The following is a 22,855-nucleotide window of genomic DNA, read 5'->3' as shown; positions in this document are numbered from 1 at the left end:
CGTGACCTCACGCATACGGTCCTGGCGCAGCGGACGGCCGAGCACTGAACGCATCGCCGTGTGCTCGGGCGGGTCGCTGCACAGGGTGATGCCTTCGAGCTGGGCGTTCATCGCCGGATCCACGAACACCCCGCGCGCCGAGGAGAATATCTGCCAGTCCATCAGGGCCGCGCGTACCTCGGCGTAGCGGGGCAGCGCGTAGAGGTCGTACCGGGACAGGTACACCACCGGCCCGAGAGCCCGGAGTTCGGAGTAGATCGCGTAGGGGTCGATACGCGCCTGCTCCGTGTAGAGGTCGACGTCGCTGACCGGAATGGTGGGCATGGGTTCTCCCAAGGGCGATCGGGTGTCTGGGTCTCCCAGGTCGTACCGCGAAAATCGACAAGGTGGCCGACGGGACGCACCTCCTGGGCCCGTGTTCATGGCGTCCCGCACGATCACCATCGTGGTGGGCGAAAACCCAGTCGCCGGTGATTTCGGGCGGATCATGGCACGTTTGGGCATCAACCTTGCCCGAAAGTCCTCGGCTTTCACGGTTCGGTGGAGCGGTCGGTTCACGCACGACCCGCCGATGGGCGACGCCTTCCGATACGCGGGAGTGCGGAAGCGGACTCCTACGCGTCCGTGAAGTGCGCGAGCGTGGTGATGACACGGTCGGCGATGTCCGGCGGCCAGGGGAACGAGGGGGCGACCGCTCGCTGGTGGGCGAGTCCGTGCAGGCCGAGCCACAGCGCGACCGCGTCGGCGGACACGTCGGTGCTGGTCGCGCAGCCGGCGGTGACGCAGTCCTGGAGGGCTTCGGTGAGTCGCCGCATGCTCGCCCGGCCGAGCGTGACCATGTCCTCCTCGGTCACGGAGCTCTCGTTCAGATCGGGCACCCAGACTCCCCCGAACATCGTGCGGTAGCGGCCGGGATGGGCCAGAGCGAACTCCAGGTAACTCCGGCACAGCGCCGTAAGCCGTTCACGGGGTGCGTCACCCGCGGCGTCCACGGCCGTGCGCAACTGTTCGTCCAGCTCGGTGAAAGCGCTGCGCACCACGGCCAGCATGATGGCGGGCTGGTCGGGGAAGTGACGGTAGATCGAAGGGGCGGCGATTCCGACACGGCGAGCGACGGAGCGCAGGGTGATGGCGCTCTCGTCACCGGTCTCGTCGAGCAGGTCGACCGCCGCCGCCACGATCTCGTGACGCAGTCGATCGCCCTCCCCCCGGCGGTTGCGGACGCGGACGCGAGTCGCTGACGTGTCGTCTCCCATGCCATCACCTTACATCGCAAAACTTACGAGCGTTGTCAGATGCCGAGGCCGGGATGGTCCCTGAGCTGTCTGCGGGAGGTGACGCCGAGCTTGCGGAAGATGTTGCGCAGATGCGCGTCGATGGTGCGCGGGCTGAGGAACAGCCGGGCGGCGACCTCTTTGGACGTCGCGCCGGAGGAGACCAGCCGTGCGATGTACACCTCCTGCGCGGTGAGCTGGTCGTAGGCGGGCCCGGACCGGCCGCGGGCCTTTTCGCCGGTGGCACGCAGTTCGTCCGCAGCCCGCCGGGCGAAGGCTTCGGCGCCCACCTCGGACAGCAACTCGTGAGCAGTACGCAGGTGCAGGCGGGAGTCGCGCCTGCGGCCCTCGCGCCGCAGCCATTCCCCGTACAGGAGGTGGGCCCTGGCTCGGTACGGGACCATGGGGCTCTTCTCCAGGTGCTCGACGGCCTCCCGGTAGTGGTCCTCGACTCCGGTCACCAGCCCTCGTGCGTACGCCGCGATGCCCAGGCCTGAGGCGGTTCCACTGGCGTCGGTGCGCTCGGTCAGCGATTCCAGGGCCCTGGCTGCCTCGTCCCGCTCGCCGCAGCGGACGGCCGCCTCCACCAGCTCGGGCAGGGAGAAGCCGGCGAGGAAGAGGTCGCCGTGCGCGGCGGCCTGCCGGGCCGCGGTCAGTGCGGCCGGATAGTCGCCCAGGCCGTTGTGCAGCACGGCCGCCGTCACCTGGGTGTTGGCGATCAGTTGCCCGGTGCCGCGTACCGTCGCCGCCGCGGTGACCGTCTCGAACAGCTCCAGGGCCTCCTGGCGGCGGCCACGCATCGCGACCAGTTGCAGCCGGTGATACGTCACCGGGGGTCCGCCGGTCGCGTCGGTGATCGCCTCCTCCTCGGCGATCGCCGCCATCGCCTGACCCAGGTCGCCGGTCAGGACGGCGTGGGACGCCAGCTGGGCGAGGCCGAGGCGCAGCAGGAGCGGCGAACCCGACTCGCGGCCGGTCTTCATCAGCCACTCGACGATCGCCCCGAGGGCGTGCGGGTCCCACAGTTCGCCCGCGAGCATGACGGCGAGTCCGGGCCGCCGGGTCCACATCGGCGCCCCATCGCCGTCGCCATCGCCATCGCCGTCGAGAACGCTTCGTATCAGCGGAACCGCGGCCCGGTGTCCGTCCGCGGCCAGCCGGATCAACGCGTCCAGGACGTCCGGGGAACGCGGCGCCGGCTCCGCGGACCGTGCCGCCGCCAGGACCATGTCCATCACACCGGTGGCCCGGCCGACGACCAGGCTCATTTCGAGCGCGTCCAGGAAGCACTCGCGGGACCGTTCCAGGTCCGTTTCCGCGAGCCGCTGGGCGGCGCGCAGCATGAGCATCGGGCCGTTGCCGTCGGTGTTGCGTACGAAGGCGATCTGTCCGCGCAGCAGATCGACCGTGGCGTGCTGGAGTTCGTCCAGTGCCGCGTTCTCGACGGTCGCCAGGAGTTGTGCCGCGCTGTCGTCGATGCCCGCGTCGAGCTTCGCCCGCACAGCCGTGAGCGTGCGTTCAGTCCGTCTGTCGGCGTCCAGCGACAGTTCCGCCGCGCGTTCGAGGAAGGCCGCCGCGGCCACCGCGCCGCCGCGCGACCGGGCACGGCACGCGGAACGCTCCAGCTCGGCGGCGACGTCCTCGTCGGGTCCCGTGCCGGCCTGGGCGCGGTGCCAGGCGCGCCGGTCGGGGTCCATGACCGGGTCGGTGACCTCGGCCAGCACCCGGTGAGCCGTACGGCGCTGTTCCGTCTCGGCGGCCCGGTAGACCGCGGAACGGGCCAGCGGGTGGCAGAAGCGGACGCGGGTGGAGAACTCGACCAGACCGGTGGCGGCCGCGGCCGCACCGGACGCCGTCAGGTCGAGGTCCAGTTGTCGCGCGGCGGGCCACAGCAGGCCGGGATCGCCGGTCGGGTCGGCGCTCGCGACGGTCAGCAGCAGCCGCGCTCCGTCGGGCAGGTCGGCCAGCCGGGCTTGGAAACCGCGCTCGATCCGGGTCGGCACCGACGACGTGTCCGGCGGGGCGAACCCGCCGGCCCTGGGCAGTTCGAGCAGCGCCAGGGGGTTTCCGCGTGCCTCGGCCATGATCCGCTGACGTATCTGGTCGTCGAGCGTCACATGACTCTTCGCCGTCAGTAACGTCCGTGCGTCGGTGTCGCTCAGCCCGCCGACGAACAGGCCGGGCAGTTCGTCCAGTTCACCCGCGGCGCGATGCGGCCGGGCCGCGAACATCATGGCGACGGGTTCGCAGGTGACACGCCGGGCGAGGAAGGTCAGCACCTTCGACGACGCCGCGTCCAACCAGTGGGCGTCGTCGATCAGGCACAGCAGCGGGCGTTCGCGGGCCGCGCAGGACAGCAGCTCCAAGGTCGCCACACCGATGCGGAACACGTCAGGCGCGCCCGTGACCAGTCCGAACGCGTTCCGCAGGGCCTCGCGGTGCCGGTCGGGCAGTTCGTCGAGATGCGGCAGCATCGGCAGGCACAGCTGGTGGAGGGCGGCGAACGGCAACTCCCTCTCGTACTGCGACCCGCACGCCTGGACGGTCCGGAACCCGGAGGCCGCCCGCCGGGCGTGGTCCAGCAGTGCGCTCTTGCCGATGCCCGCCTCGCCTCGCAGGACCAGTGCCCCGCCCCGGCCCGCGCGCGCGGCGCCGGTCAACTCGTCGATGCGCCTGATCTCGGCCTGTCTGCCGACGAGTTGACCGGGAGAGTGGGCCGACGTCATACCGCCTACGTTAGGCGACCGCCGTCACCTGATCTCTTGCGAGGAGGTCCCTGCGTTCACGCCGGGGAGGAATCGCATCCCGTGACAGCGGCGCGGAGCGTCGCCGCATCCTGCTTCCCGGGCGCGGAGCGCCGCTGCGGTTCGCCCGGCGGAGCCGGGTGCAGACGAACACGTGTGCCCGTGTTCGCCGATAGGAGTGATCGCAGTGGGAGAGGGGTGCGGGTGTGCGGATCCCGCACGTACGGTCGTCCGGCAGGCCTTGGGGTGGCCGGACCGTGGACGGGGGTGAGGGTGTGGTGGGAGCAGCAGGGGCCGGCGGAGCGGGGCGTGCCCGGTACACGTTCCGGCTTCGCGTGTCGTCCACCGCTCACACGCTGCTGCGGGCGGAGTGGGACCGGTGCCGGTGGACGTGGAATGAGTGCGTGGCCAAGTCGAAGCAGGTCCACGGCTGGAACAAGAACCGGCCCGAGGGAACGGACAAGCGGACCTGCGGCCCGGCGCAGCTCGACAAGATGCTGACCGAGGCCCGCGCCGCGAATGCGTGGCTCCGGGAAGGGGCCAGCGTTCCGCAGCAGCAGTTGATCCGGGATTTCGGCAAGTCCCGCGCCAAGGCCCAGAAGGACATCACGGAACGTCTGCCGATGCGGCAGCGGGCCGGGATGCCGAAGTGGAAGAAGAAGCGCGAGACGCTGCCCACGCTGAACTACACCCGGCGTGGCTTCCGTCTCAAGGACGGCAGGCTGCACCTGGCGGGCGGCATCGCCCTGACAGTGGTGTGGTCGCGAGACCTCCCGGCCGACCCGTCATCAGTGCGCGTGTATCAGGACAGCCTCGGGCACTGGTACGCCGGCTTCGTCGTCCCCGCCGAGGTGCAGCCGCTCCCCGCCACCGGCGGCGTGATCGGCATCGACTGGGGCGTGAAGGAGACCGCGACCACCACCAGCAACGCCCATGACCTCCCGCACACCCAGCACGGCCGGAAGGCCAAGGAGAAGCTGACCCGCTACGACCGGATGATGGCCCGGCGCAAGCCGAAGAAGGGGCAGGCCGCCTCGAAGGGGTACCGCGAGGCGAAGCGGTTGCGGGCCAAGGCGCACAAGAAGGTGGCCCGGCAGCGGCAGGACACCGGCCGCAAGTGGGCCAAGAGGGTCGTGCGTGACCATGACGCTCTTGCTGTCGAGGACTTCAGGCCGAAGTTCCTGGCCAAGTCCACCATGGCCAGGAAGGCCGCGGACGCCGCCATCGGCGCCACCAAACGGGCCCTGATCGATATGGGCCGCAAGCACGCACGCCGCGTGCACCTGGTACACCCCGCGCACACCACGATGGACTGCGCGCACTGCGGAGCGAGAGCCAAGCACGCTCCCCCACTGCCTTAAGGGCGTGGGGGGACCCCCAGCCGCTGGGTGAGCGCACCTACACCTGCACCGCCTGCGGAATCTCCTCTCCGAGGGACAAGAATTCCGCACGCGTGATGCTCGTCCGGGCTGGTCTCAACCCGGCTGGCGGCGAGGGCATAAGACCGCCTGGGGCGCCGCCCCGGATGGCAGCCTGAGCCAGAAATCCCCTCCCTTCAAGGAGGGGAGGATTCAATCGGGCATGTCATCCGCCGAGTACGGGCTGCTGACGCCGGTGTAGGCGAGGTGCATGATCATGCCGTTGGCGGCGTGCTCGAAGTTGTGGCAGTGATCCATCCAGATGCCGGGGTTGTCCGCGGTGAAGGTGATCTCGAAGACCTCGCCCGGGGCGATGTTGAGGGTGTCGGTCCACCAGGGGCTGCCGGTGGCCGGCTCGCCGCCCCGGGAGAGCACGCGCACGCGATGGCCGTGCAGGTGCAGTGGGTGGTCGTTGACGCCGCGGTTGGCTATACGCACCCGCACCTGGTCCCCTTCGGTGACCTCCAGTGTGGGCACCGCCGGGTACAGCCGGCCATTGATCAGGCTGCTGACGAAGCCGAACCCGTCCTGGCTGAAGCCGAAGCCGTCGTCCAGCCGGAGGTCGTACGTGCGGTCGTAACTGTCCGGTGCGGAGAGGGCGCCCGAGCCGTAGGTGAGCGGATCGAACAGCGAGCCGTCGGACAGGTCGGCGGGTTTCGCCTTGCCGTCCGGGCTGAAGGCGAGTGCGGCGGAGCCCTGGTTCCCGGAGTAGTCCAGGGTCACCGGACCGTCCGGCATGGTGAAGGTGATGTCGTAGCGTCCGCCGGCGGCCAGCAGGAGATCGGTTCCCGGACCGACCGGTTCGGCGCCCTGGATCGCGTTGCCGTCGATGGCCGCGACGGTGAAGCGTGTGCCGCCGATGCGGATCCGGCGCGGCTCCGCGGAACTGTTGATCAGCCGCAGCAGAACCGGCCGGCCGGCGTCGGCGGTGTACCGGGTGGGTCGGTCGTCCCTGCCGAAGGCGAGGGCCGAGGAGTCACCGGCGGGCCATTGATGGGTGAAGAGCGTGCGCTCGATCCCGTCGAAGGCGGTTTCCCGGGTGTCCTCGACGATCAGCGCTCCGAACAGCCCCCGCTCCACGGAGTCCAGGGCGTCGCGGTGCGTGTGGTACCAGAAGGTGCCCGCCCTGTTCGGTACGAACCGGTACACGTGCCGCTCCCCCGGCCGGACGGCGTTCTGTGTCACGCCGGGCACCCCGTCCTCCGCGTTGGACACGTCGACGCCGTGCCAGTGCACGGTCACGCCCTCCTCCACGTCGGTGTTCACGAGCGTCACCTCGACCAACTGCCCTCTCCTCGCCCGGATTTCGGGTCCGGGCGAGACGCCGTTGAACGTGAGCGCGTCGACGGTACGGCCGGAAGCCAGCCGCACCGTCTTCCGGGCCGCAGTCAGGGTCAGCCGGAGGTCGGGCTCCCGGTCGCGCGGGCCGGTGAGCTGATCGACGCTGACCTCACCGGCCGCGGAGTGGTGATGCCCGCCCGGTACGGCGTTCGCCTGGCTGCCCAGAACCAGCGCCAGCGCGGGCACCAGCAGGAACGCCGCCGACAGCCAGGGCATGCGCGAGACGCGTGAGCCCGATCGACGCCACCGGCCGAGTCCCGTGGAGAGCCCGGCGATCATCGCCAACGCGGCCACGGATCCGATGAGTACGTACACCGTGTCCTGGGGACCGAACGGCACGAAGAGCCACCAGACCGACAACAGCACGCCGGACACGCCGACATGAGCGGCCGTCCGGCCAGGCTTCCACACCGCCCAGGCGACCGGCAGGACCGCCAGCGGGACCTGCACGAGCAGCCGTGAGTCGGCCAGCACCATCCCACCGCTGAGGATCACGCAGGCGACGACCAGCCGTGCCGCCACCAGGGCCGCGGTGATGTACAGCCATCGACGGAGCCGCCGTTCGGTACCGGACGCCCGACCGCCGAGGACGAGTGCTGCGGCCATCGCCGGCAGGGCGAGCACCGCATCTGCAAGGAAGAGAGTCTCGAACACCTGATCACGGTGACTGCGAGCCATCCGTGCTCGCGTCGGTGGTGATCGCCCATGCGGCGCCGACCGTGGCCTCGTAGGCGGACTTCACCGACGCGAGGGTGCGTGCGCCCGTACAAGCCTGGCCGCCCGACCATGTCGTGCTTGAGGAGCGACCGTCGGCGGCACCCCCACCACGCAACCGGAAGAGAGCCCGATGATCTACCACGGCACCCGGATAAAGCTGAAGGAAGGCATCACCCCGGAGCAGTTCGAGGAGGCGCTGGAGATCCTGCACGAGCAGGGCCGGTCCATCTCCGTAGTGGAGGACATGAACGCCTACGAGGAGTACCTGACCCACCCGGCCCACACCAGGTCGGAACGGTTCGCATTCCCGTTGATCGAGAAGTTCGAGGCGTACGACATCACGGACGACCCCGACCCCGACCCCGAGTTCGGCGCCAAGGTCGCGGAGCTGCAGAGGCGCCACTACGAGACCGGCTAGTACCGCGGGGGCCCTTCGCCTTACACCGTGAAGTTTATCGGCGCATCCCCTTGCCACGCTTGAGCTAACACATGTAGCTTTACGGCCGTAAGCACACAGTCGAAACCTCTAGAGGTACGCCATGACCAGCACCGTCACCAGCTCCATCACCGAGATCGTTCTGCCCGGCGCCGTCGAACCGGACGGCCTGGAGCTGCGCACCCGCGATCTTCCGGCCCCGGTCAAAGGCCAGGTCGTCCTGCGGATGGACGCGACCGGCGTGTCGTTCGCCGAGCAGCAGATGCGGCGCGGCACGTACTACGACCAGCCGCCGTTCCCGTTCGTGCCCGGCTACGACCTGGTCGGCACCGTCACGGCGGTCGGCCCGGAGGTGGACGCCGCGCTCGTCGGACGCCGGTTCGCCGCGGTCACCAAGACCGGTGCGTGGGCCAGCCACCTCCTCATCGACGCCGCGGACCTGATGCCCGTACCGGACGAAGTGGACGCGGCCGCCGCGGAGACCGTGCTCGTCAACGGCGTCACCGCCTGGCAGATGCTGCATCGCGTCGCCAAGGTCCGCACCGGCGGCACGATCGTGGTGCTGGGCGCCAACGGCGGCGTCGGCTCCACGCTCGTGCAACTGGCCCGTCACGCCGGGATCACCGTGATCGGCACGGCGTCGGAGCGGCACCACGCGACCGTACGCGCGCTCGGCGCGAGCCCGGTCGACTACCGCGACCCGCACATGTACGACCGGATCCGCGAACTCGCCCCGGACGGCGTGGACGCGGTGTTCGACCACGTCGGCGGCGCCGGAGTGGAGCAGTCGTGGCGGCTGCTGCGCCGGGGCGGAGCGCTGGTCTCGTACGGCAGCGCGGCCACCAAGGACAACGAGGGCAACTCACAGGTGCCGGTGCTGAAGCTGTTCGCGCGGCTCACCGCCTGGAACTCCCTGCCCAACGGCAAGAGCGCACAGTTCTACAACTTCTGGGCCGGCAAGCGCCGCTGCCGCACGTCCTGGCAGCAGCGGATGAACGAGGACCTCACCCAGGTGCTGCGCCTGGTGGCCGACGGCGTCCTCATCCCGCAGATCGCCGCGAAGATCCAGCTGTCGGACGCCGCTTCGGCGATGACGCTCGCAGAGTCCCGCACCGTTGCCGGCAAGATCATCATCGTGCCTGAAGCGTGACAGTGTGAGTGCCGCCGCCGATTCGCTCCGCGGGGGGGTGCCGCGATAGGCCGTCGATCGACTGCGGGTCCGTCGTGGCTGGTCGCGCCCACGCGGCGGAGCCGCACATCGCTACAGCCCCGCGCCCCTTCGGGGCGCTGCCGAACCGCAGCCGACTTCACCACGGCCGCTCAGGGACTGTCCGGCCGGCCTGAGGCCGCCGCGCACCATGCCGACGACGCCGACCAGCGCTAAGCGCCCCGCGGGAAGTGCCGCGATGTGCCGTCGATCGACTGCGGGTCCGTCGTGGCTGGTCGCGCCCACGCGGCGGAGCCGCACATCGCTACAGCCCCGCGCCCCTTCGGGGCGCTGCCGAACCGCAGCTGACTTCACCGAGGCCCCTTGGTACGCCGCCTGCCACGCCCATCCCGGCTCAGCCCGCAACGGACTCACTCACCAGCGCACCGCTTGCCCCCGGTCGCACACCGGCCCCACCGGCACTCGCCCCGACCACGCGCTAGCGCACCGGGCCACGCCTCGTGAACTCACGCACCATCCGACGCTCCGCCCCACGACCCCGGAAGGCTCCGCCATGTCCCTCACCACCACCGTCACGCCGGCCACCACCGGCCGCCCGGCCGCGGCACACCTCCCGGGTGACGTCGACAATCGTGCGACCTACATCAGCTTCGGGCTCGCCTACGTACTCGGCCACGGCTCCGCCGCCCTCTCCCAGGGCGACGCCCCGCTGCTCGACCTGCCCGGCTGGCTGCCCATGGCCCTCCTCGGTGCCGGGCTCGCCGTCGGCACCGTCCAGGCCACCGTCGCCGCCCTGCGCGCCCAACGCACCGCCACCGAGCCCGACGACGTTCTCTCCGGCAAGCTCCTCGGCATGGCCTGGATCACCGCCTTCGCCGCGCTGTTCCTCGCCATCACGGGCCTGGCCTCCACCCTCGACATGCCCGACGTGCAGTCCCTGCTCTGGCCCACCGGCTCCGGCTTCGTCGTCGGCCTGCTCTACATCGCCGAAGGCGCCCACCGCCGCAACCTCCTCCACTACAGCCTCGGCACCTGGCTCGCCCTCACCTCCACCGGCGCACTCCTCCTCGGCAGCCCCGGCCTCTACTGGGTCCTCACCCTCGCCGGCGGGAGCGCCTACGCCATCGCGGCGATCCTCGAACACCGCCGCCTCAGCTCGCTCTCCGGGCGCCCCCAGAACTCCCGGCGCTGAAACCGCACCGACGCTCCGCGACGGCCACCCCGCCACTCACCCCGCCATTCGATCCCGGTCACCCACCACCAGAGGAACACCATGCCCAGCAACAGCCCCTCACCCCTGCCCGGTCAGCCGCCCCTGCGCCGGCCCCGAATGCGCGTGCGCGTGCGCACCACCGCGATCACGGCCTCACTCGCCGCCGTCGGCATCCTCGCAAGCACCGGCCCCGCCCAGGCCGCCCCCGCCCGGACCGGAGCCGCCCACCGCACCGGCACGCTCCAGTGCCAGGGGAAGGGCGTCGACCCCGCCGCCCTCATCCGCTACCGGTCCGACATCGTGATCAAGGCGCCGCTGAGCACCGTCTTCAAGTTGCAGGCCGACGTCGAACGATGGCCGTCGTGGCAGGCACCGGTTCTCTCCATCAAGCGTCTCGACCCCGGCCCTCTCCGGAAGGGCTCGCAGTTCCGGTGGAGGACCCCGGCACCCGCCACTCCCACCACACCCGCCACCACCCTGGAAATCACCTCCACTGTCCAGCAGTTGGCCCGCGACTCCTGCATTCGGTGGAGCGGACCCGCGATCGGAGACGGGCTGCGCATCGACGAGGGTGTCCACGTGTGGACCTTCACCAAGGTCAAGGGGGGCGTGCGCGTACAGACCGAGGAAACCTGGACCGGCGCCCAGGTCGAAGCGGACGTTCCCACCGCGACAGCGCTCCTCGGCGCGGGACTCGACCAGTGGCTCCGCGAGTTGAAGGCCACCGCGGAGGCCCACAGCGGCGGACCGTGCCCGTGACCGGCCGGCATACCTACGGCGTCGAGCCACGAAGTTGTCGAGCTACGCGGTTTTCGCCGACGCGACGGCGAGACGCCCGCCAGGACGATCGACACCAGCACACCAGCAGTACAGGACCACTGAGGAAGAGACCGACTCGATGACATCACGACGCAAACTCATGCAGGGCATGGCTGTCGCCGCGGTCGCCACGGCGACGACTCTGTCCGCGCCGTCCGTGGCAGCGGCGCACCAGGCGCAGCCCGGTGCCGGGACCTACCAGGAATGCCGGGGCGTGACCGTCGACAAGAACGCACCGGTCATCAGCCGCGCAAGCGTCCTCATCAAGGCACCGCTGACGACGGTCTGGAAACTGCACACCGACATCGACGCATGGGCCACCTGGATACCGGAGATCACACCGGCGCGGAAGACGACGCCGGGACCGCTACGACCGGGCTCGGTCTTCGAATGGTCCCCCCAGAACATGAAGGTCACCTCGACGGTCGCCTCGGTCCGACGGCTGCGGTGCACCGCATGGGCCGCGCCCGTGAACGGCATCGACGGCGTACACCTGTTCACCTTCAAGCCGGTCAAGGGCGGAGTGCTCGCCACCACCGAGGAATCCTGGGCAGGCGCTCCCGTCGAAGCCGACATCCCCGGCAACCAGGCCGCCCTCGACGCCGGGCTCAACGACTGGGTGAACCGGCTCAAGAGCACGGCCGAGACGAAGACCGGCTGCACCGGCCACAGGGGCAACTGACACGTCCGGCTGTAACCCCGGGTCACTGAACTCCATGTCAAACCCGCCCCGTTGAGGCCCAAGTCGGCCTGTGGTGCGTAGGCACCAGGACACGTGAGTGGCTGGTCCGGGCGCACCAGGGGAAGACGGTGACGGGGGACGATGCCCGGCCAGGCGCCGGAGGGAAGTGTGGGAGGCGCGCGGATCTCGCGCATTCCCCTTTCCCAGCGGCGTCTGGAGTGATCAACAAGTGGCGACATTTCTTTACCGGATCGGACGGTGGGCCTTCCGGCGGCGCCGGCTCGTGCTTCGTCTGTGGCTGGGTGCTCTGGTGGTGGCCGTGGCGGCCGCCGCCCTGGCGCCGGCCGCGGAGGAAGAGGACCTCTCCATGCCCGGCACCGAGTCGCAGAAGGCGTTCGACCTGCTGGACGAGCGCTTCCCCGAGAGCAACTCCCAGGGTGCCGAGGCCCGTTTGGTGTTCCAGGCCCCGGACGGGCAGCGGGTGACGGCCGCTCAGAACAAGGCGGCAGTCGAGGACGCGCTCGGCTCGCTGGACGGAGGCGATCAGGTCGCGTCGGCCACCGACCCCTATGAGACCGGCGCTGTCAGCGAGGACGGCACCATCGCCTACTCCACGATCACCTACACCGCGGACGCCGTCGACCTGACCGAGCCGACGAAGAGCGCCCTCGATGACGCCGCGAGCCAGGCCCGGGACGCGGGGCTGACCGTGGAGATCGGCGGCTCGGCCCTGGAATCGGAAGAGGAACCGGGCGGTACGACGGAGATCATCGGCGTGGCAGTGGCGGCGCTGGTGCTGATCCTCGCCCTCGGGTCGCTGGTCGCGGCCGGACTGTCGCTGCTGACCGCCTTCGTGGGCGTGGCCATCGCCTTCGGCCTGGTCTCCGCGCTGGCCGTGCCGCTGGGCCTGACGTCCACCGTCGCCATCCTGGCGCTGATGCTGGGGCTTGCGGTCGGCATCGACTACGCGCTCTTCATCACCTCACGCTTCCGCGACGAACTCGCCCAGGGCAGCGAGCCGGAGGAGGCCGCCGGCCGGGCGGTGGGCACGGCCGGATCCGCCGTCGTCTTCGCCGGCGCGACCGTCGTCATCGCCCTGGTCGGGCTGGGGGTCGTCGGAATCCCCGAACTCACCAAGATGGGCATGGGCGGCGCGGGCGCCGTGGTCCTTGCCGTACTCGTCGCACTGACCCTGGTCCCCGCGCTGTTCGGCTACTTCGGCCGGCGGATACTGTCCCGCGCCGCCCGCAAAGCCACCCGGCAGGGAATCGGGCGCCCGGTGCCCACCTCGGCCGGCCGGCCCGGGCTCGGCACCCGCTGGGCGCGGTTCGTGCTGCGCCGGCCGGTGCCCGTGCTGCTGATCGCAGGACTAGGTCTCGGCGCCGTCGCCCTACCGGCGCTGAGCCTCGAACTCGGGCTGCCCGGCGACGAGTCCAAGTCGGTGCAGACCACCGAGCGCCGCGCCTACGACCTGCTGTCGGAAGGCTTCGGCCCCGGCTTCAACGGCCCGTTGACCGTGGTCGTGGACACGTCGGCATCCTCGGGGTCTGCGGACACCCGGGCCACCACGGACCAGGTCGTCAGGACCGTACGGGGGGTGGACGGGGTCGCGTCGGTCGGTGATCCGGTTCTCAGCCGGACCAAGGACACGGCCGTCCTCACCGCCGTCCCGCGGACCGCGCCGAACAGCGGCGAGACCAAGGACCTGGTGCAGGCGATCCGGGGCGCGGTCTCCGGTGTCGAGGCCGACACGGGCGCCGCCGTCCTGGTGACCGGCACCACCGCGCTGAACATCGACATCTCCGAAGCCATGTCCGACGCCCTCCTCCCCTATCTGACCGTGGTCATCGGCCTGGCGGTGCTCCTGCTGACGTTGGTCTTCCGCTCGGTCCTGGTCCCGGTCAAGGCCGCGCTCGGCTTCCTGCTGTCGGTGGGTGCCGCCTTCGGCGTCCTCGTCGCCGTCTTCCAGTGGGGCTGGGCGGCGGATCTGGTCGGCATCGAGCAGACCGGACCGGTCATGTCGCTGATGCCGATCCTCATCATCGGCATCGTGTTCGGCCTCGCCATGGACTACGAGGTCTTCCTCCTCACCCGGATGCGGGAGGCCTACGTCCATGGCGCCTCCCCCGGCGAGGCGATCGTCAACGGCTTCCGGCACAGCGGACGTGTGGTGGCCGCGGCGGCGATCATCATGATCAGCGTGTTCGCCGGATTCATCGGGATGAACAGCCCGACCATCCAGACGATGGGCGTCGGCCTGGCCTCCGCCGTCGCCTTCGACGCCTTCGTGGTCCGGATGGCGATCGCACCCGCGGTCCTGGCACTGCTCGGCCACCGGGCCTGGTGGCTGCCTCGTATCCTGAACCGCGTGCTGCCGAACGTGGATATCGAGGGAGAGAAACTGAGCAGGCATGTCCCGGCCTCCGCGACCGAGTTGGACGCGACGGTGCCGCAGCTCCGACGTGTCCACGACTACCGGCACTGATCCGGCCATGACGAAGACGGGGGTCGATGACCCGCGATCACGCGGTACGTGGTGGCGGGAGGGAGCGATCACGGCGACGGCGTTCGCGCTCTGTCTGCTCGGCGGCGTGGTGCAGGACGACGGCAGCACGCTGTCACCGCCGTCCGCCGTCGCCTACTTCATCGCCGTGGTGTCCTGTGCCGTGCTTCCGGTGCGGCACCGGGCGCCCCTGGCCGCCATGGCGGTCACGACCGCGAGTGGCGTGCTGGCGCCGTCCCTGGGCCTCCTGCTGAGCCCGCTCATCGTGGCCCCCGCCGTGATCACCGCCTACTCCTACTCGCTCACCGCGCGCACCGAACGGCGCGCGGCGAGTGCGGTGGCGCTCATCTCGGTGGCGCTGCTGGTCGCCTCGACCCCCTTGTTCGGGGCCCTCTCATGGAAGGACGCGAGCAGGGTGGGAGCGGTGGCGGCGTTCCCTCTGGTGGCCGGCGTACTCGGTCACTCAGTGCAGAACCGACGGGCCTACCTGGCGGCCGTGGAGGAGCGGGCCCTGCGGGCCGAGCAGAGCCGGGAGAGCGAGGCGCGCCGGAGAGTCGCCGAGGAACGGGTGCGCATCGCCCGGGAGTTGCACGACCTGGTGGCCCATCAGATCACCCTGGCCAACGCGCAGGCCACGGTCGCCGACCACCTCTTCGACACCCGCCCGGAGCAGACCCGTAAGAGCCTCAAGGAACTCGTCGCGACCACCGGCGACGCGCTCGACGACCTGCGGGCCACGGTCGGTCTGCTGCGCCAGTCCGGGGACGCGGCCGCGCCCGCCGAACCGGCGCCCGGGCTGTACCGACTTCCCACGCTCATCGAGTCCTTCCGCCGCGCGGGTCTGGAAGTGTCGGTGCACCAGGAGGGCACGGCCAGGCCGCTGCCGCCTGGAGTTGACCTCACCGCCTACCGCATCGTCCAGGAGGCCCTGACCAACGTGACCAAGCACGCCGGTACGACCTCTGGCGCCCGGGTGCGTCTCGTCTGGAACCGCGATCGTGTGGCCATCACCATCGCCGACGACGGAGGGGGCGCTCGTACGACGCCTACCGGGGAGCGTCCGCCCGGTTACGGTCTGATCGGGATGCGTGAACGTGCCGCCGCGGTCGGAGGACACCTCTCTGCGGGCAGACGCCCGGAGGGCGGCTTCCTCGTCTCCACTGAGCTGCCCCTCCCGCCCGCCAAGGACACGGCACGGAGGACCGACGGAGCAACAACCGTCGAGGGGCAGACGCCTGACGGACCGACAGACGAGGGACGGACGGGCGACGCAGAGGCCGGGGATGCGCCGTGACGCTCCGAGTGCTGCTCGCCGACGATCAGGCCCTGCTGCGCGGCGCCTTCCGGCTGCTTCTCGACAGCGCCGACGACATCACCGTGGTCGGCGAGGCCGCCGACGGCAGGGAGGCGGTGAGACTCACCCGGGAGCTGCGCCCGGATGTGGTGATCATGGACATCCGTATGTCCGAGGTGGACGGTCTCACCGCCACGTCGGAGATCTGCGCGGACCCGGAACTGCGCGCCAGCCGCATCCTGATCCTCACCACCTACGAGACCGACGAGTACGTCGCTCAGGCGCTGCGCGCGGGGGCCGGCGGCTTCATCGGCAAGGGCATCGGGGCGGAGGACCTGCTGAACGCCGTACGCACGATCGCCGACGGCGACACCCTCCTCTCCCCCGCCGCGACCCGCTCCCTGGTCGCCCGTTTCCTGGCCACACCGGCCGACTCCCCGCCGCACCACCCCGAACAGCTCGCCGCGCTCACCCCGCGCGAACGCGAGATGGTGACCCTGGTCGCGACCGGCCAGTCCAACCAGGAGATCGCCGAGCGGATGTTCCTCAGCCCCTTCACCGTCCGCGCCCACGTGCAGCGCGCCATGACGAAACTGGAGGCCCGCGACCGGGCCCAACTCGTCGTCATCGCCTACCGGACGGGCCTGGCCCACGCCGCCCCCGACAGCGACACCGACCGCCTGTCGTAGTCCGATACCGAGGCCCCTCAGCGGCTCCACGCGGCCGGCCGCGCACACACTGCCGCTGCCCGCCGCGGAGCCGTTGGCGTCCGTGGACGTGGACTCCCGGCCCGCAAGCATGGCGCCGAGTTCGACCACACCAAGATCACGGGCAGGAGTGTCCCGGTCCGCGGCCTGAACACCCTGGCCGCGACGGCAATACACCCGTCCAGTTGCCCGAGCCCGTCTCCGAACCGGCCCGCGCGGTCGCCGCGAACCGCAAGGGCCACGCGCCCATCGGCACCCTGGTTCCATCGCCATGGCTCTTCCCGGCCGGCCGGCCGGGACGTCCCATCAGCACCACACGGCTGACGCAGCGGCTGAACAACTTCGACATCCGGCCCACCCAGACCCGCAGCACCGCACTCTTCCAGCTCGCCACCGAGATCCCCGCCGCGACCCTCGCCCGCGCCCCGGGCATCCACACCGACGTCGCCGTCTCCTGGCAACATCTCTCCGCGGGCGACTGGGCCACGTACGCCGCCGAAGTCAGTGGCCACCGGATGCCTCACCCCGGAGGCGGGCAAGGTGAGTTGAACGCTGTACGGGCCCGCGGACGTGACCCGGGACGCCATCCTCATACGTCCAGCATTCCGCTCCCGGACCCCGCCGTGCACCGCAAGCTGCGCGCCCGAACTCCGCCTTGTCGACTTGACACATGGTCGCACTCTGTCCAGCGTCGAAAGCTCGAAGAGCTTCGCCTCTATCGTCAGGCCGAAGTAGAGGACGGCGAAGCGGAGCAGGGCCGCGGTCGAGGCCACGGTGTCCAGGCCGTTCATGATCATGTCGCCGAGCTTGCCGCCCTTGCCCGCGATGAGGGCGGCGATGATCGGCGTGAGCATGATGGCGGTGAAGGCGGAGAGGTAGTTGCGCATCACGAGCAGCATGAAGCTGCCCAGTGTGGCGAAGCCGAGGACGGCGAGCATCGTGGCTCCTTGGGGCAGGGTGAGGCCGCCGTCGAGGCGACGGCCGTGGTGCGATCAGCCAGGGCGGGCAGAAGCCCCTCCGCACTCCTGAGCGGTCTCGGGCGCGGACCGCGAGACGGTTCGTGGAGGACTTCGGCGTGGATCGAAGCTTCGGCGGCGGCGCGTACGCCGGCGCGTGTCGCGTCCGGTGAGATGCGGCTCGCCACCGGAGCGGGATAGGTGCGTGCGGAGGGGCGGAGCACGGCCGCGAGCCGCGCGCGCCAGTCGCCGCCCGCCTGTGCCGCACCGAGGTCGGCCTCGCCCAGCAAGTCCTTCGAGATCGCCGCGTGCCGCTCAGCGGTCTTGGCAACGTACGCGCCCAGCGACGCGGGGCCGGTACCAGGATCGAGATCCCGCGCGTTCGCTCACCCAGGTGGCCTTCGCCGCTCCCGTGGCCAGTAGCCCTGGCCGGACGAAGGTAACGGTGATACAACCAATCGAAACATTGTTGCTCAACTTCTGGAATCTTGTATCACAATACTTCCAGCTACCCAGCCCGCAGCCTTGAGAGGCGCGGATCGACGAGGACGGGAGGTTGTCCCTACCGGTAGGCGAGGACCACGGTGACGTGAGCCCACGAGACCGGATCACGACCGCGCTACACAGCGCGTGAGCAGGTGGACGAACTCTTCAGCTTCCACACGACCCTCGGGCTCGACAGGCGTCACACCCCCGCAAGGCCTATGAAGGTTCTCTTGCAGAACGACGTGGCCGGGCGGCGGTTCCACACAGCCCCGCGCGTCCCCCCGGCGTTCGGGCATCACAGAAGGTGAGTTGCCATGGCCCTTTCGCAGATCCGCTCGAACCGTGTGCAGCCGGACAGGTCGGCAGGCAGCACCATCGCTGTGCTCGGCCTGCTCTCGGCTGGAGTCTTCATCTACCAGGCCTTGGAGGCCATGCTCCTGCCAGCCTTGCCGCTGGTCAGAACATCGCTGCACGCCTCGACCCAGGACATCGCGTGGGCGATCACCAGCGTGCTCCTGGCGGGCGCGGTGGCCACGCCGGTGGTCGGCCGGCTGGCCGACATCCGTGACAAGCGCCGTATCCTCCTGGCTGCTCTGGCCATCACGGCCTTGGGGACTTTGCTCTCGGCGCTCGCTCCGTCATTGGCCGTGCTGATCATCGGGCAGGCTCTGCAGGGGGTGGGCCTCGGCGTAGTGCCCTTGTCAATCGGCATCATCCGCGACACGCAGACCCCGGAGTGGTCGAGAATCGGAAACGGACTGATCATCGGCGTGGCCGGAGCGGGGTTCGTCGCCGGCACACTGCTCGCTGGGCCGATCGCGCAGCATCTGTCCTTCAAGTGGCTGTTCTGGATACCGCTGCTGGCGTTGCTGCTGACGCTCATCGGTGTGTGGTTGTTCATGCCCGCCTGTCCACCGATGTCCGAGCGGGTCAATGGCGACCGCGTCGGCTTCGGCCTTCTCGATGCCGGACTGCTCGGCGGCGGCCTGGCCCTCCTGCTCAGCGCGTTCACCATCGCTCCCGACGACGGCTGGACATCCAACCGGTTCCTTGCCTTCCTCGCCGCCGCCCTCGTGCTCTTGGCCGCCTTCGTCGCGGTGGAACTGCGGACCGCGGCACCGTTGATCGACCTACGCCGCCTGGCGAGCCGCCCGGTCATGCTGGCCTGCGTGATGTCCTTCGTCATCGGCTTCGCCAGCTTCGCCGTGCTCCTGGCTCTGCCGATGATCGTCGAGTTGCCGCCCGCAACCGGATACGGTCTCGGAAAGACCGTGACCGAAGCCGGCGTTCTGCTTGTGCCACTCGGCGTGGCCGCCGCGATCGCCGGACCGCTGACCGGAAAGCTTGAACGCCTCCTGGGCCAGCGTGGCGTGATGGCGCTCACCATGATCGTTCTGTCCGCCTCAAGTCTTGTCATGTTCGCCGGGCGGGGAATCTGGGCGTTGGCCCTCGCCAGCCTGCTCACCGGCATCGGCCAGGGACTCGGGCTGACCGCCGTGATGAACATGCTCGTCAAGACCGTCCCCAGCGAACACACCGGCGCCGTCAGCGGCCTCGCGTTCGTCCTGAAAGCCGTCGGCTCCGTCCTCGGTGCCCAAATCGCGGCCAGCGTTCTCGCCGCACACCTCGACCCGGGCACGCAGGCCCCGACCTGGAGCGGCTTCGAAGCCGTCTACTGGATCAGCGCATCACTCGGCTTCGCCGGTTTGGTCTTGTCCTTCCTTTTCTACCGTCCTGCGGACCGGCATTGATGAGGGGCGCCGGTCGGTGGGCCCTGTTTGTGCCGTAGGGCAGGGCTGTTGGAACAATCCAGGTTCGGCCTCGGTGCGGAAGCCGAGGCCGACCAGGCGTTTGAGTTTCACGCGAGTGCCTTCGACGTGTTTGTGCCTCGCGCCGCGTAGTGGTTGGTGTTCGTGGTCGATACGTTGATGGTCTGCTGGTGGGCCGCGCGGCCCGGCAGCACCAGGGCCGGTGACTGCTCAGGTTCGAGATCGGCGGCCGTCACGCCGATGGTCTCGGCCGTGATCCGCAGTGCTTCGCGTTCGGCCTCCGTCTCGCGCGGACGCGCGGCGAATTTGCCGACCTGCTCGGCCAGTTGGCGTTCGCCTGTTCGATCCTGTCCAGGAGTTGCTGAACGACGACGAGCGTGCTCGTGTCGCGAGCGCACCGGCGGCGAGTGTCAGGGCCAGGGCAACCGCGGCGGTCCGCGCCATGGGAAAGGTCCGACGCCACCCGCTGTCGAGGCGGGAAGGGAACTTCTGGTCTTCAGCGAAGCCTGCGAAGCATCTCGGTCTCGGCGCGTGTCGCGGCGGCGAGCGTCGCCTGCGCGACCGACTCGTCGGGTGCGTGCGCCTGTGTCAGCGGGTCCTGGACGGCGGTCACGAGAATGTCGGCTTCGGGCATCGCATCGAGGACCGTTGCGACGAAGGGGATTGCGCCGCCGACGCCGACGGTGGTCGCTGGAGTGCCGAAGGCTGTTTGCAGCACCTGGCGCGCGAGTGTCATGTGCGGTGACGCCGATCTGGCACGCCAGCCGCGGCCCATCGCCACGGGTTCGACGTCCAGATGCACGCCCCACGGTGCGTATGCGGCCAACCGGATCTTCAGAGCGCTCAGGGCGTCGCCGGGGTCGTCTTCGGGTGCAAGGCGGACGCTGATGGCGGCGCGGGCGATGGGTGGTAGTACGTTCGCCGCCCCCATGGCGCTCGGGGCGTCTATTCCCGTGATCGTCAGCGCGGGTCCGTCCCACAGCCGTTCGGCCATGGATCCGTGCCCGACAAGATGAACGCCGGGCAGCATTCCGGCCTCGGCGCGCACGACACCCGCGTCGGGGCCGCCCGTAGTGCCGGTACGGCGGTGCAGGCCCTCGATGGCGACGGCGCCGTGTTCATCGGTCAGCGCCGCGAGCAGCCGTACCAGGGCGCTGAGTGCATCCGGCACCGCGCCCCCGTAGATGCCGGAATGCACCGGACGCTCCGCGGTGCGCACCGTGACGAGCACGTTCAACAGTCCGCGTAGCGACACGGTCAGGGTCGGGGCCAGCGGTCCGGCGTTGACGGCGTCCGGCGCGAGCACGAGGTCGGCGCGCAGCAGGTCGGCGTGCTCGGCGAGCAGCGCGGCGAGGGTCGGCGAGCCGATTTCTTCCTCACCCTCGATCAGCACCGCCACCGACACGGGCAGATCGGGGCCCAAAGCGCGGAGTGTCTCAAGGTGCACGGCGATGCCACCCTTGTCGTCCGCAGCACCGCGTCCGAACAGGCGCCCCTCGCGCGAGGTGAGCGTGAACGGATCCGATTGCCACGCGGCCAGGTCCCCGACGGGCTGCACGTCGTGGTGCGCGTAGAGCAGCACGGTCGGTGCTCCGGGTGGGCCCTCGGCGCGGCCGACGACGGCCGGCAAACCGCAGGCTGCCGTGACCGTGGTGGCGTCGATCCCGACATCGCGGAAGGCCTCGGCCACGACCGCGGCACAGCGATGTACGTCTGTTGCCATGGCAGGGTCCGCGCTGACCGAGGGTATGGCCACGAAGCGTGCCAGGTCGTCCAGCAGCCGCCGCTCGTCGATCATCGCGCGCTGCTCGTCACGTGGTCAGTGGCGATGAGACCGGCCGTGAGCTGGATGTCGATGAGTTCTGTGACGGGGTACGCCGTGCACGGGATCGTTGCCAGAGCATCCAGCCCGTGTTGGAATGCCGCCTCGGCCGCAGCGGTGACGGAGGGCGGCGCCTGCGCCGTGGTCAAAGCCGAGAACAACATGCTGCGGTAGCGCTGCGGCAGGCAGAGGCCGAGCATCAGCTCGTACCGCGCGACCGCGTCAGAAGTTGCGGGCCCTTTCGCCGCGTCGCTGTCCGCCCACGCGCCCAGTCCCGCGGCGATGCGCGTCATCATCCCGACCGCGTTCAACGTCGATCGGGCATGCGGATCACTCATCGGCAGGTAAGCCACGTGCGTCACGGTGAAATCGTCGAGCCAGGCGGCGAATTCGTTCAGTGTCCGTGCCGTGCCGCGGGCGAGATCTCCCAGGGTCTCCCCGGCATTGAAGCGCTGCCCGGAGGCCGACCAGTAGGGAATCTCGGCCACGACGGTGACCGTGCCGAACCGCGCGCACCACGCCGCCGCCGACTCGCCGAGCGGGAGCAGGCTCGCCGGGTCCTCGTGCCCCGACTGGAGGACCGCCTCGTACGCGGGAGTCAGGTCCGGCAGGCCGAACACGCCCGGCGCGAGCGGTTCGGCGCCCGGATCGTCGAGCATCGCCTCTTCACGCGGCATCCCGAATCGTGCGGGCAGGGCCGAGAGCCGTTGCGCCAGACCGTCACTAGCGCCGAGGACACAGAAGTGCACACCGCCGAGTTCGGCATTGTGCAGCGCGTTGAGTACGTACGGCCGGCTCAACTCGAGCCCGGACAGCAGCGCCAGGGTCTCGGGGAGCTTCGGCGCCCGCCGCAACGTTCCGGAGGTAGAGCGGTACACGACGGGGAAGTCCCAGTCCGGACACTCGTCCATCGCCTGCCGGTAGAAGCCCCGGTAGTAGTCCGCCATGTTGATGATGGGCGCGAACCAGCGCTCGTTGAGTACATACGCGTCCGGATCGATACACAGCAGCAGGTCGAACCCGATGTCACCGGCCAGCAGGCCGGGCCGCGCGGCGAGCCGCTCGGCCAGCTCCACGATCGTCGATATGCCCAGCGGCTCGTTGGCGTGCGGGCCGCCGTACCAGAACGAACGCCGTGGCCCCGCCCCGATGCGCACCAGTTCCACGGGCCTGCCCGCCCGCGACTGCCCCAGCTTGACCCGCTCCGCGCCCAACTCCGACGCGACGCTCCCGAGCCGGGTTTCCGCTTCCGCGAGCGTGAGCAGCCCGGTGCGCGAGCGTGGCCTGAGCAGATCGTCCCAGCGTTCCATCGTCACCCCTGCGTACCGCTCGACAGTTCTCGGTGTGATGCCCGAAGGCCATGGTGGTGCATGCCTTCCAATTATTGTGACACAAGCTTCAAATTTTTGTGCCACAATCTCACCATGGTCACCGGACGCGGAGTTTCAACCGGCTGGTATGCGCCGCGATCGGCCGCCCCCTCGTACACCGTCGTACGGAAGGACC

The 22,855-nt window shown here is 70.0% G+C and carries 16 protein-coding genes and 2 pseudogenes; 10 read left to right on the top strand and 8 right to left on the bottom strand.

Annotated features, from left to right (window positions below; all coding sequences use genetic code 11):
- The 3 genes and pseudogenes from KCH87_RS46605 to KCH87_RS46595 all read right to left on the bottom strand — a co-directional run.
- Positions 1-324: pseudogene (locus KCH87_RS46605) on the bottom strand (cytochrome P450); the annotation flags it as partial.
- A 290-nt stretch (positions 325-614) separates the two neighbouring features.
- Positions 615-1,256 carry a TetR/AcrR family transcriptional regulator gene (locus tag KCH87_RS46600; RefSeq protein ID WP_210594057.1) on the bottom strand — a complete coding sequence of 214 codons (642 nt, stop codon included), beginning with the start codon at positions 1,254-1,256 and terminating at the stop codon, positions 615-617.
- A gap of 35 nt (positions 1,257-1,291) precedes the next feature.
- Complete coding sequence (locus tag KCH87_RS46595) at positions 1,292-4,000, bottom strand: AAA family ATPase (protein WP_210594056.1); 2,709 nt, start codon at positions 3,998-4,000, stop codon at positions 1,292-1,294.
- Positions 4,001-4,296: 296 nt separating this feature from the next.
- On the opposite strand from KCH87_RS46595, the pseudogene KCH87_RS46590 reads away from it, so the two are divergent.
- Positions 4,297-5,555: pseudogene (locus KCH87_RS46590) on the top strand (RNA-guided endonuclease InsQ/TnpB family protein).
- A gap of 34 nt (positions 5,556-5,589) precedes the next feature.
- Here the strand turns inward: KCH87_RS46590 and KCH87_RS46585 are convergent.
- A complete protein-coding gene (locus tag KCH87_RS46585) occupies positions 5,590-7,431 on the bottom strand; it encodes a multicopper oxidase family protein (protein ID WP_210594055.1) in 1,842 nt (613 codons plus the stop codon).
- A gap of 193 nt (positions 7,432-7,624) precedes the next feature.
- Here KCH87_RS46585 and KCH87_RS46580 point away from each other — a divergent pair, with 193 nt between their 5' ends.
- From KCH87_RS46580 to KCH87_RS46545, 8 genes are all read left to right on the top strand, one after another.
- Positions 7,625-7,912: a Dabb family protein gene (locus tag KCH87_RS46580; RefSeq protein ID WP_210594054.1), complete on the top strand. Its 288-nt coding sequence runs from the start codon at positions 7,625-7,627 to the stop codon at positions 7,910-7,912.
- Between the two features lie 121 nt (positions 7,913-8,033).
- On the top strand, positions 8,034-9,080 hold the full coding sequence (locus KCH87_RS46575) for a medium chain dehydrogenase/reductase family protein (protein ID WP_210594053.1): 1,047 nt from the start codon (positions 8,034-8,036) through the stop codon (positions 9,078-9,080).
- Positions 9,081-9,651: 571 nt separating this feature from the next.
- Positions 9,652-10,290: an ABC transporter permease gene (locus KCH87_RS46570; protein WP_210594052.1), complete on the top strand. Its 639-nt coding sequence runs from the start codon at positions 9,652-9,654 to the stop codon at positions 10,288-10,290.
- A 138-nt stretch (positions 10,291-10,428) separates the two neighbouring features.
- Complete coding sequence (locus tag KCH87_RS46565) at positions 10,429-11,070, top strand: SRPBCC family protein (RefSeq protein ID WP_210594059.1); 642 nt, start codon at positions 10,429-10,431, stop codon at positions 11,068-11,070.
- 139 nt (positions 11,071-11,209) lie between these two features.
- Positions 11,210-11,812, top strand: coding sequence for an SRPBCC family protein (locus tag KCH87_RS46560; RefSeq protein WP_247197859.1), 603 nt, complete (start codon positions 11,210-11,212; stop codon positions 11,810-11,812).
- Between the two features lie 229 nt (positions 11,813-12,041).
- Positions 12,042-14,297 (top strand): MMPL family transporter, encoded by a 2,256-nt coding sequence (locus KCH87_RS46555; protein ID WP_210594051.1) that lies wholly within the window; start codon positions 12,042-12,044, stop codon positions 14,295-14,297.
- 7 nt (positions 14,298-14,304) lie between these two features.
- Positions 14,305-15,609 (top strand): sensor histidine kinase, encoded by a 1,305-nt coding sequence (locus tag KCH87_RS46550; RefSeq protein WP_210594050.1) that lies wholly within the window; start codon positions 14,305-14,307, stop codon positions 15,607-15,609.
- Positions 15,606-16,298 (top strand): response regulator transcription factor, encoded by a 693-nt coding sequence (locus tag KCH87_RS46545; RefSeq protein ID WP_210594049.1) that lies wholly within the window; start codon positions 15,606-15,608, stop codon positions 16,296-16,298. Before KCH87_RS46550 ends, KCH87_RS46545 begins: the two co-directional genes overlap by 4 nt.
- 17 nt (positions 16,299-16,315) lie before the next feature.
- On the opposite strand, the gene KCH87_RS49825 is transcribed toward KCH87_RS46545, so the two are convergent.
- Positions 16,316-17,254 carry a hypothetical protein gene (locus tag KCH87_RS49825; protein WP_247197858.1) on the bottom strand — a complete coding sequence of 313 codons (939 nt, stop codon included), beginning with the start codon at positions 17,252-17,254 and terminating at the stop codon, positions 16,316-16,318.
- An 818-nt stretch (positions 17,255-18,072) separates the two neighbouring features.
- Between KCH87_RS49825 and KCH87_RS46535 the strand changes: the two genes are divergently transcribed.
- Positions 18,073-19,509: an MFS transporter gene (locus tag KCH87_RS46535; protein ID WP_210594048.1), complete on the top strand. Its 1,437-nt coding sequence runs from the start codon at positions 18,073-18,075 to the stop codon at positions 19,507-19,509.
- Between the two features lie 107 nt (positions 19,510-19,616).
- Here KCH87_RS46535 and KCH87_RS46530 read toward each other — a convergent pair whose 3' ends face one another.
- The 3 genes from KCH87_RS46530 to KCH87_RS46520 form a co-directional block, all read right to left on the bottom strand.
- On the bottom strand, positions 19,617-19,925 hold the full coding sequence (locus tag KCH87_RS46530; RefSeq protein WP_210594047.1) for a hypothetical protein: 309 nt from the start codon (positions 19,923-19,925) through the stop codon (positions 19,617-19,619).
- Positions 19,926-20,023: 98 nt separating this feature from the next.
- A complete protein-coding gene (locus tag KCH87_RS46525) occupies positions 20,024-21,325 on the bottom strand; it encodes a M20/M25/M40 family metallo-hydrolase (protein WP_210594046.1) in 1,302 nt (433 codons plus the stop codon).
- Entirely contained in the window at positions 21,322-22,764 is a 1,443-nt protein-coding gene (locus KCH87_RS46520; protein WP_210594045.1) for a hypothetical protein, read from the bottom strand. The genes KCH87_RS46525 and KCH87_RS46520 overlap by 4 nt, the downstream gene beginning before the upstream one ends.
- Between the last annotated feature and the right edge of the window lie 91 nt (positions 22,765-22,855).

The organism is Streptomyces sp. GESEQ-35, assembly GCF_017948485.1.
GTDB lineage: Bacteria > Actinomycetota > Actinomycetes > Streptomycetales > Streptomycetaceae > Streptomyces.
This window is presented reverse-complemented; position numbering and strand designations above follow the sequence as displayed.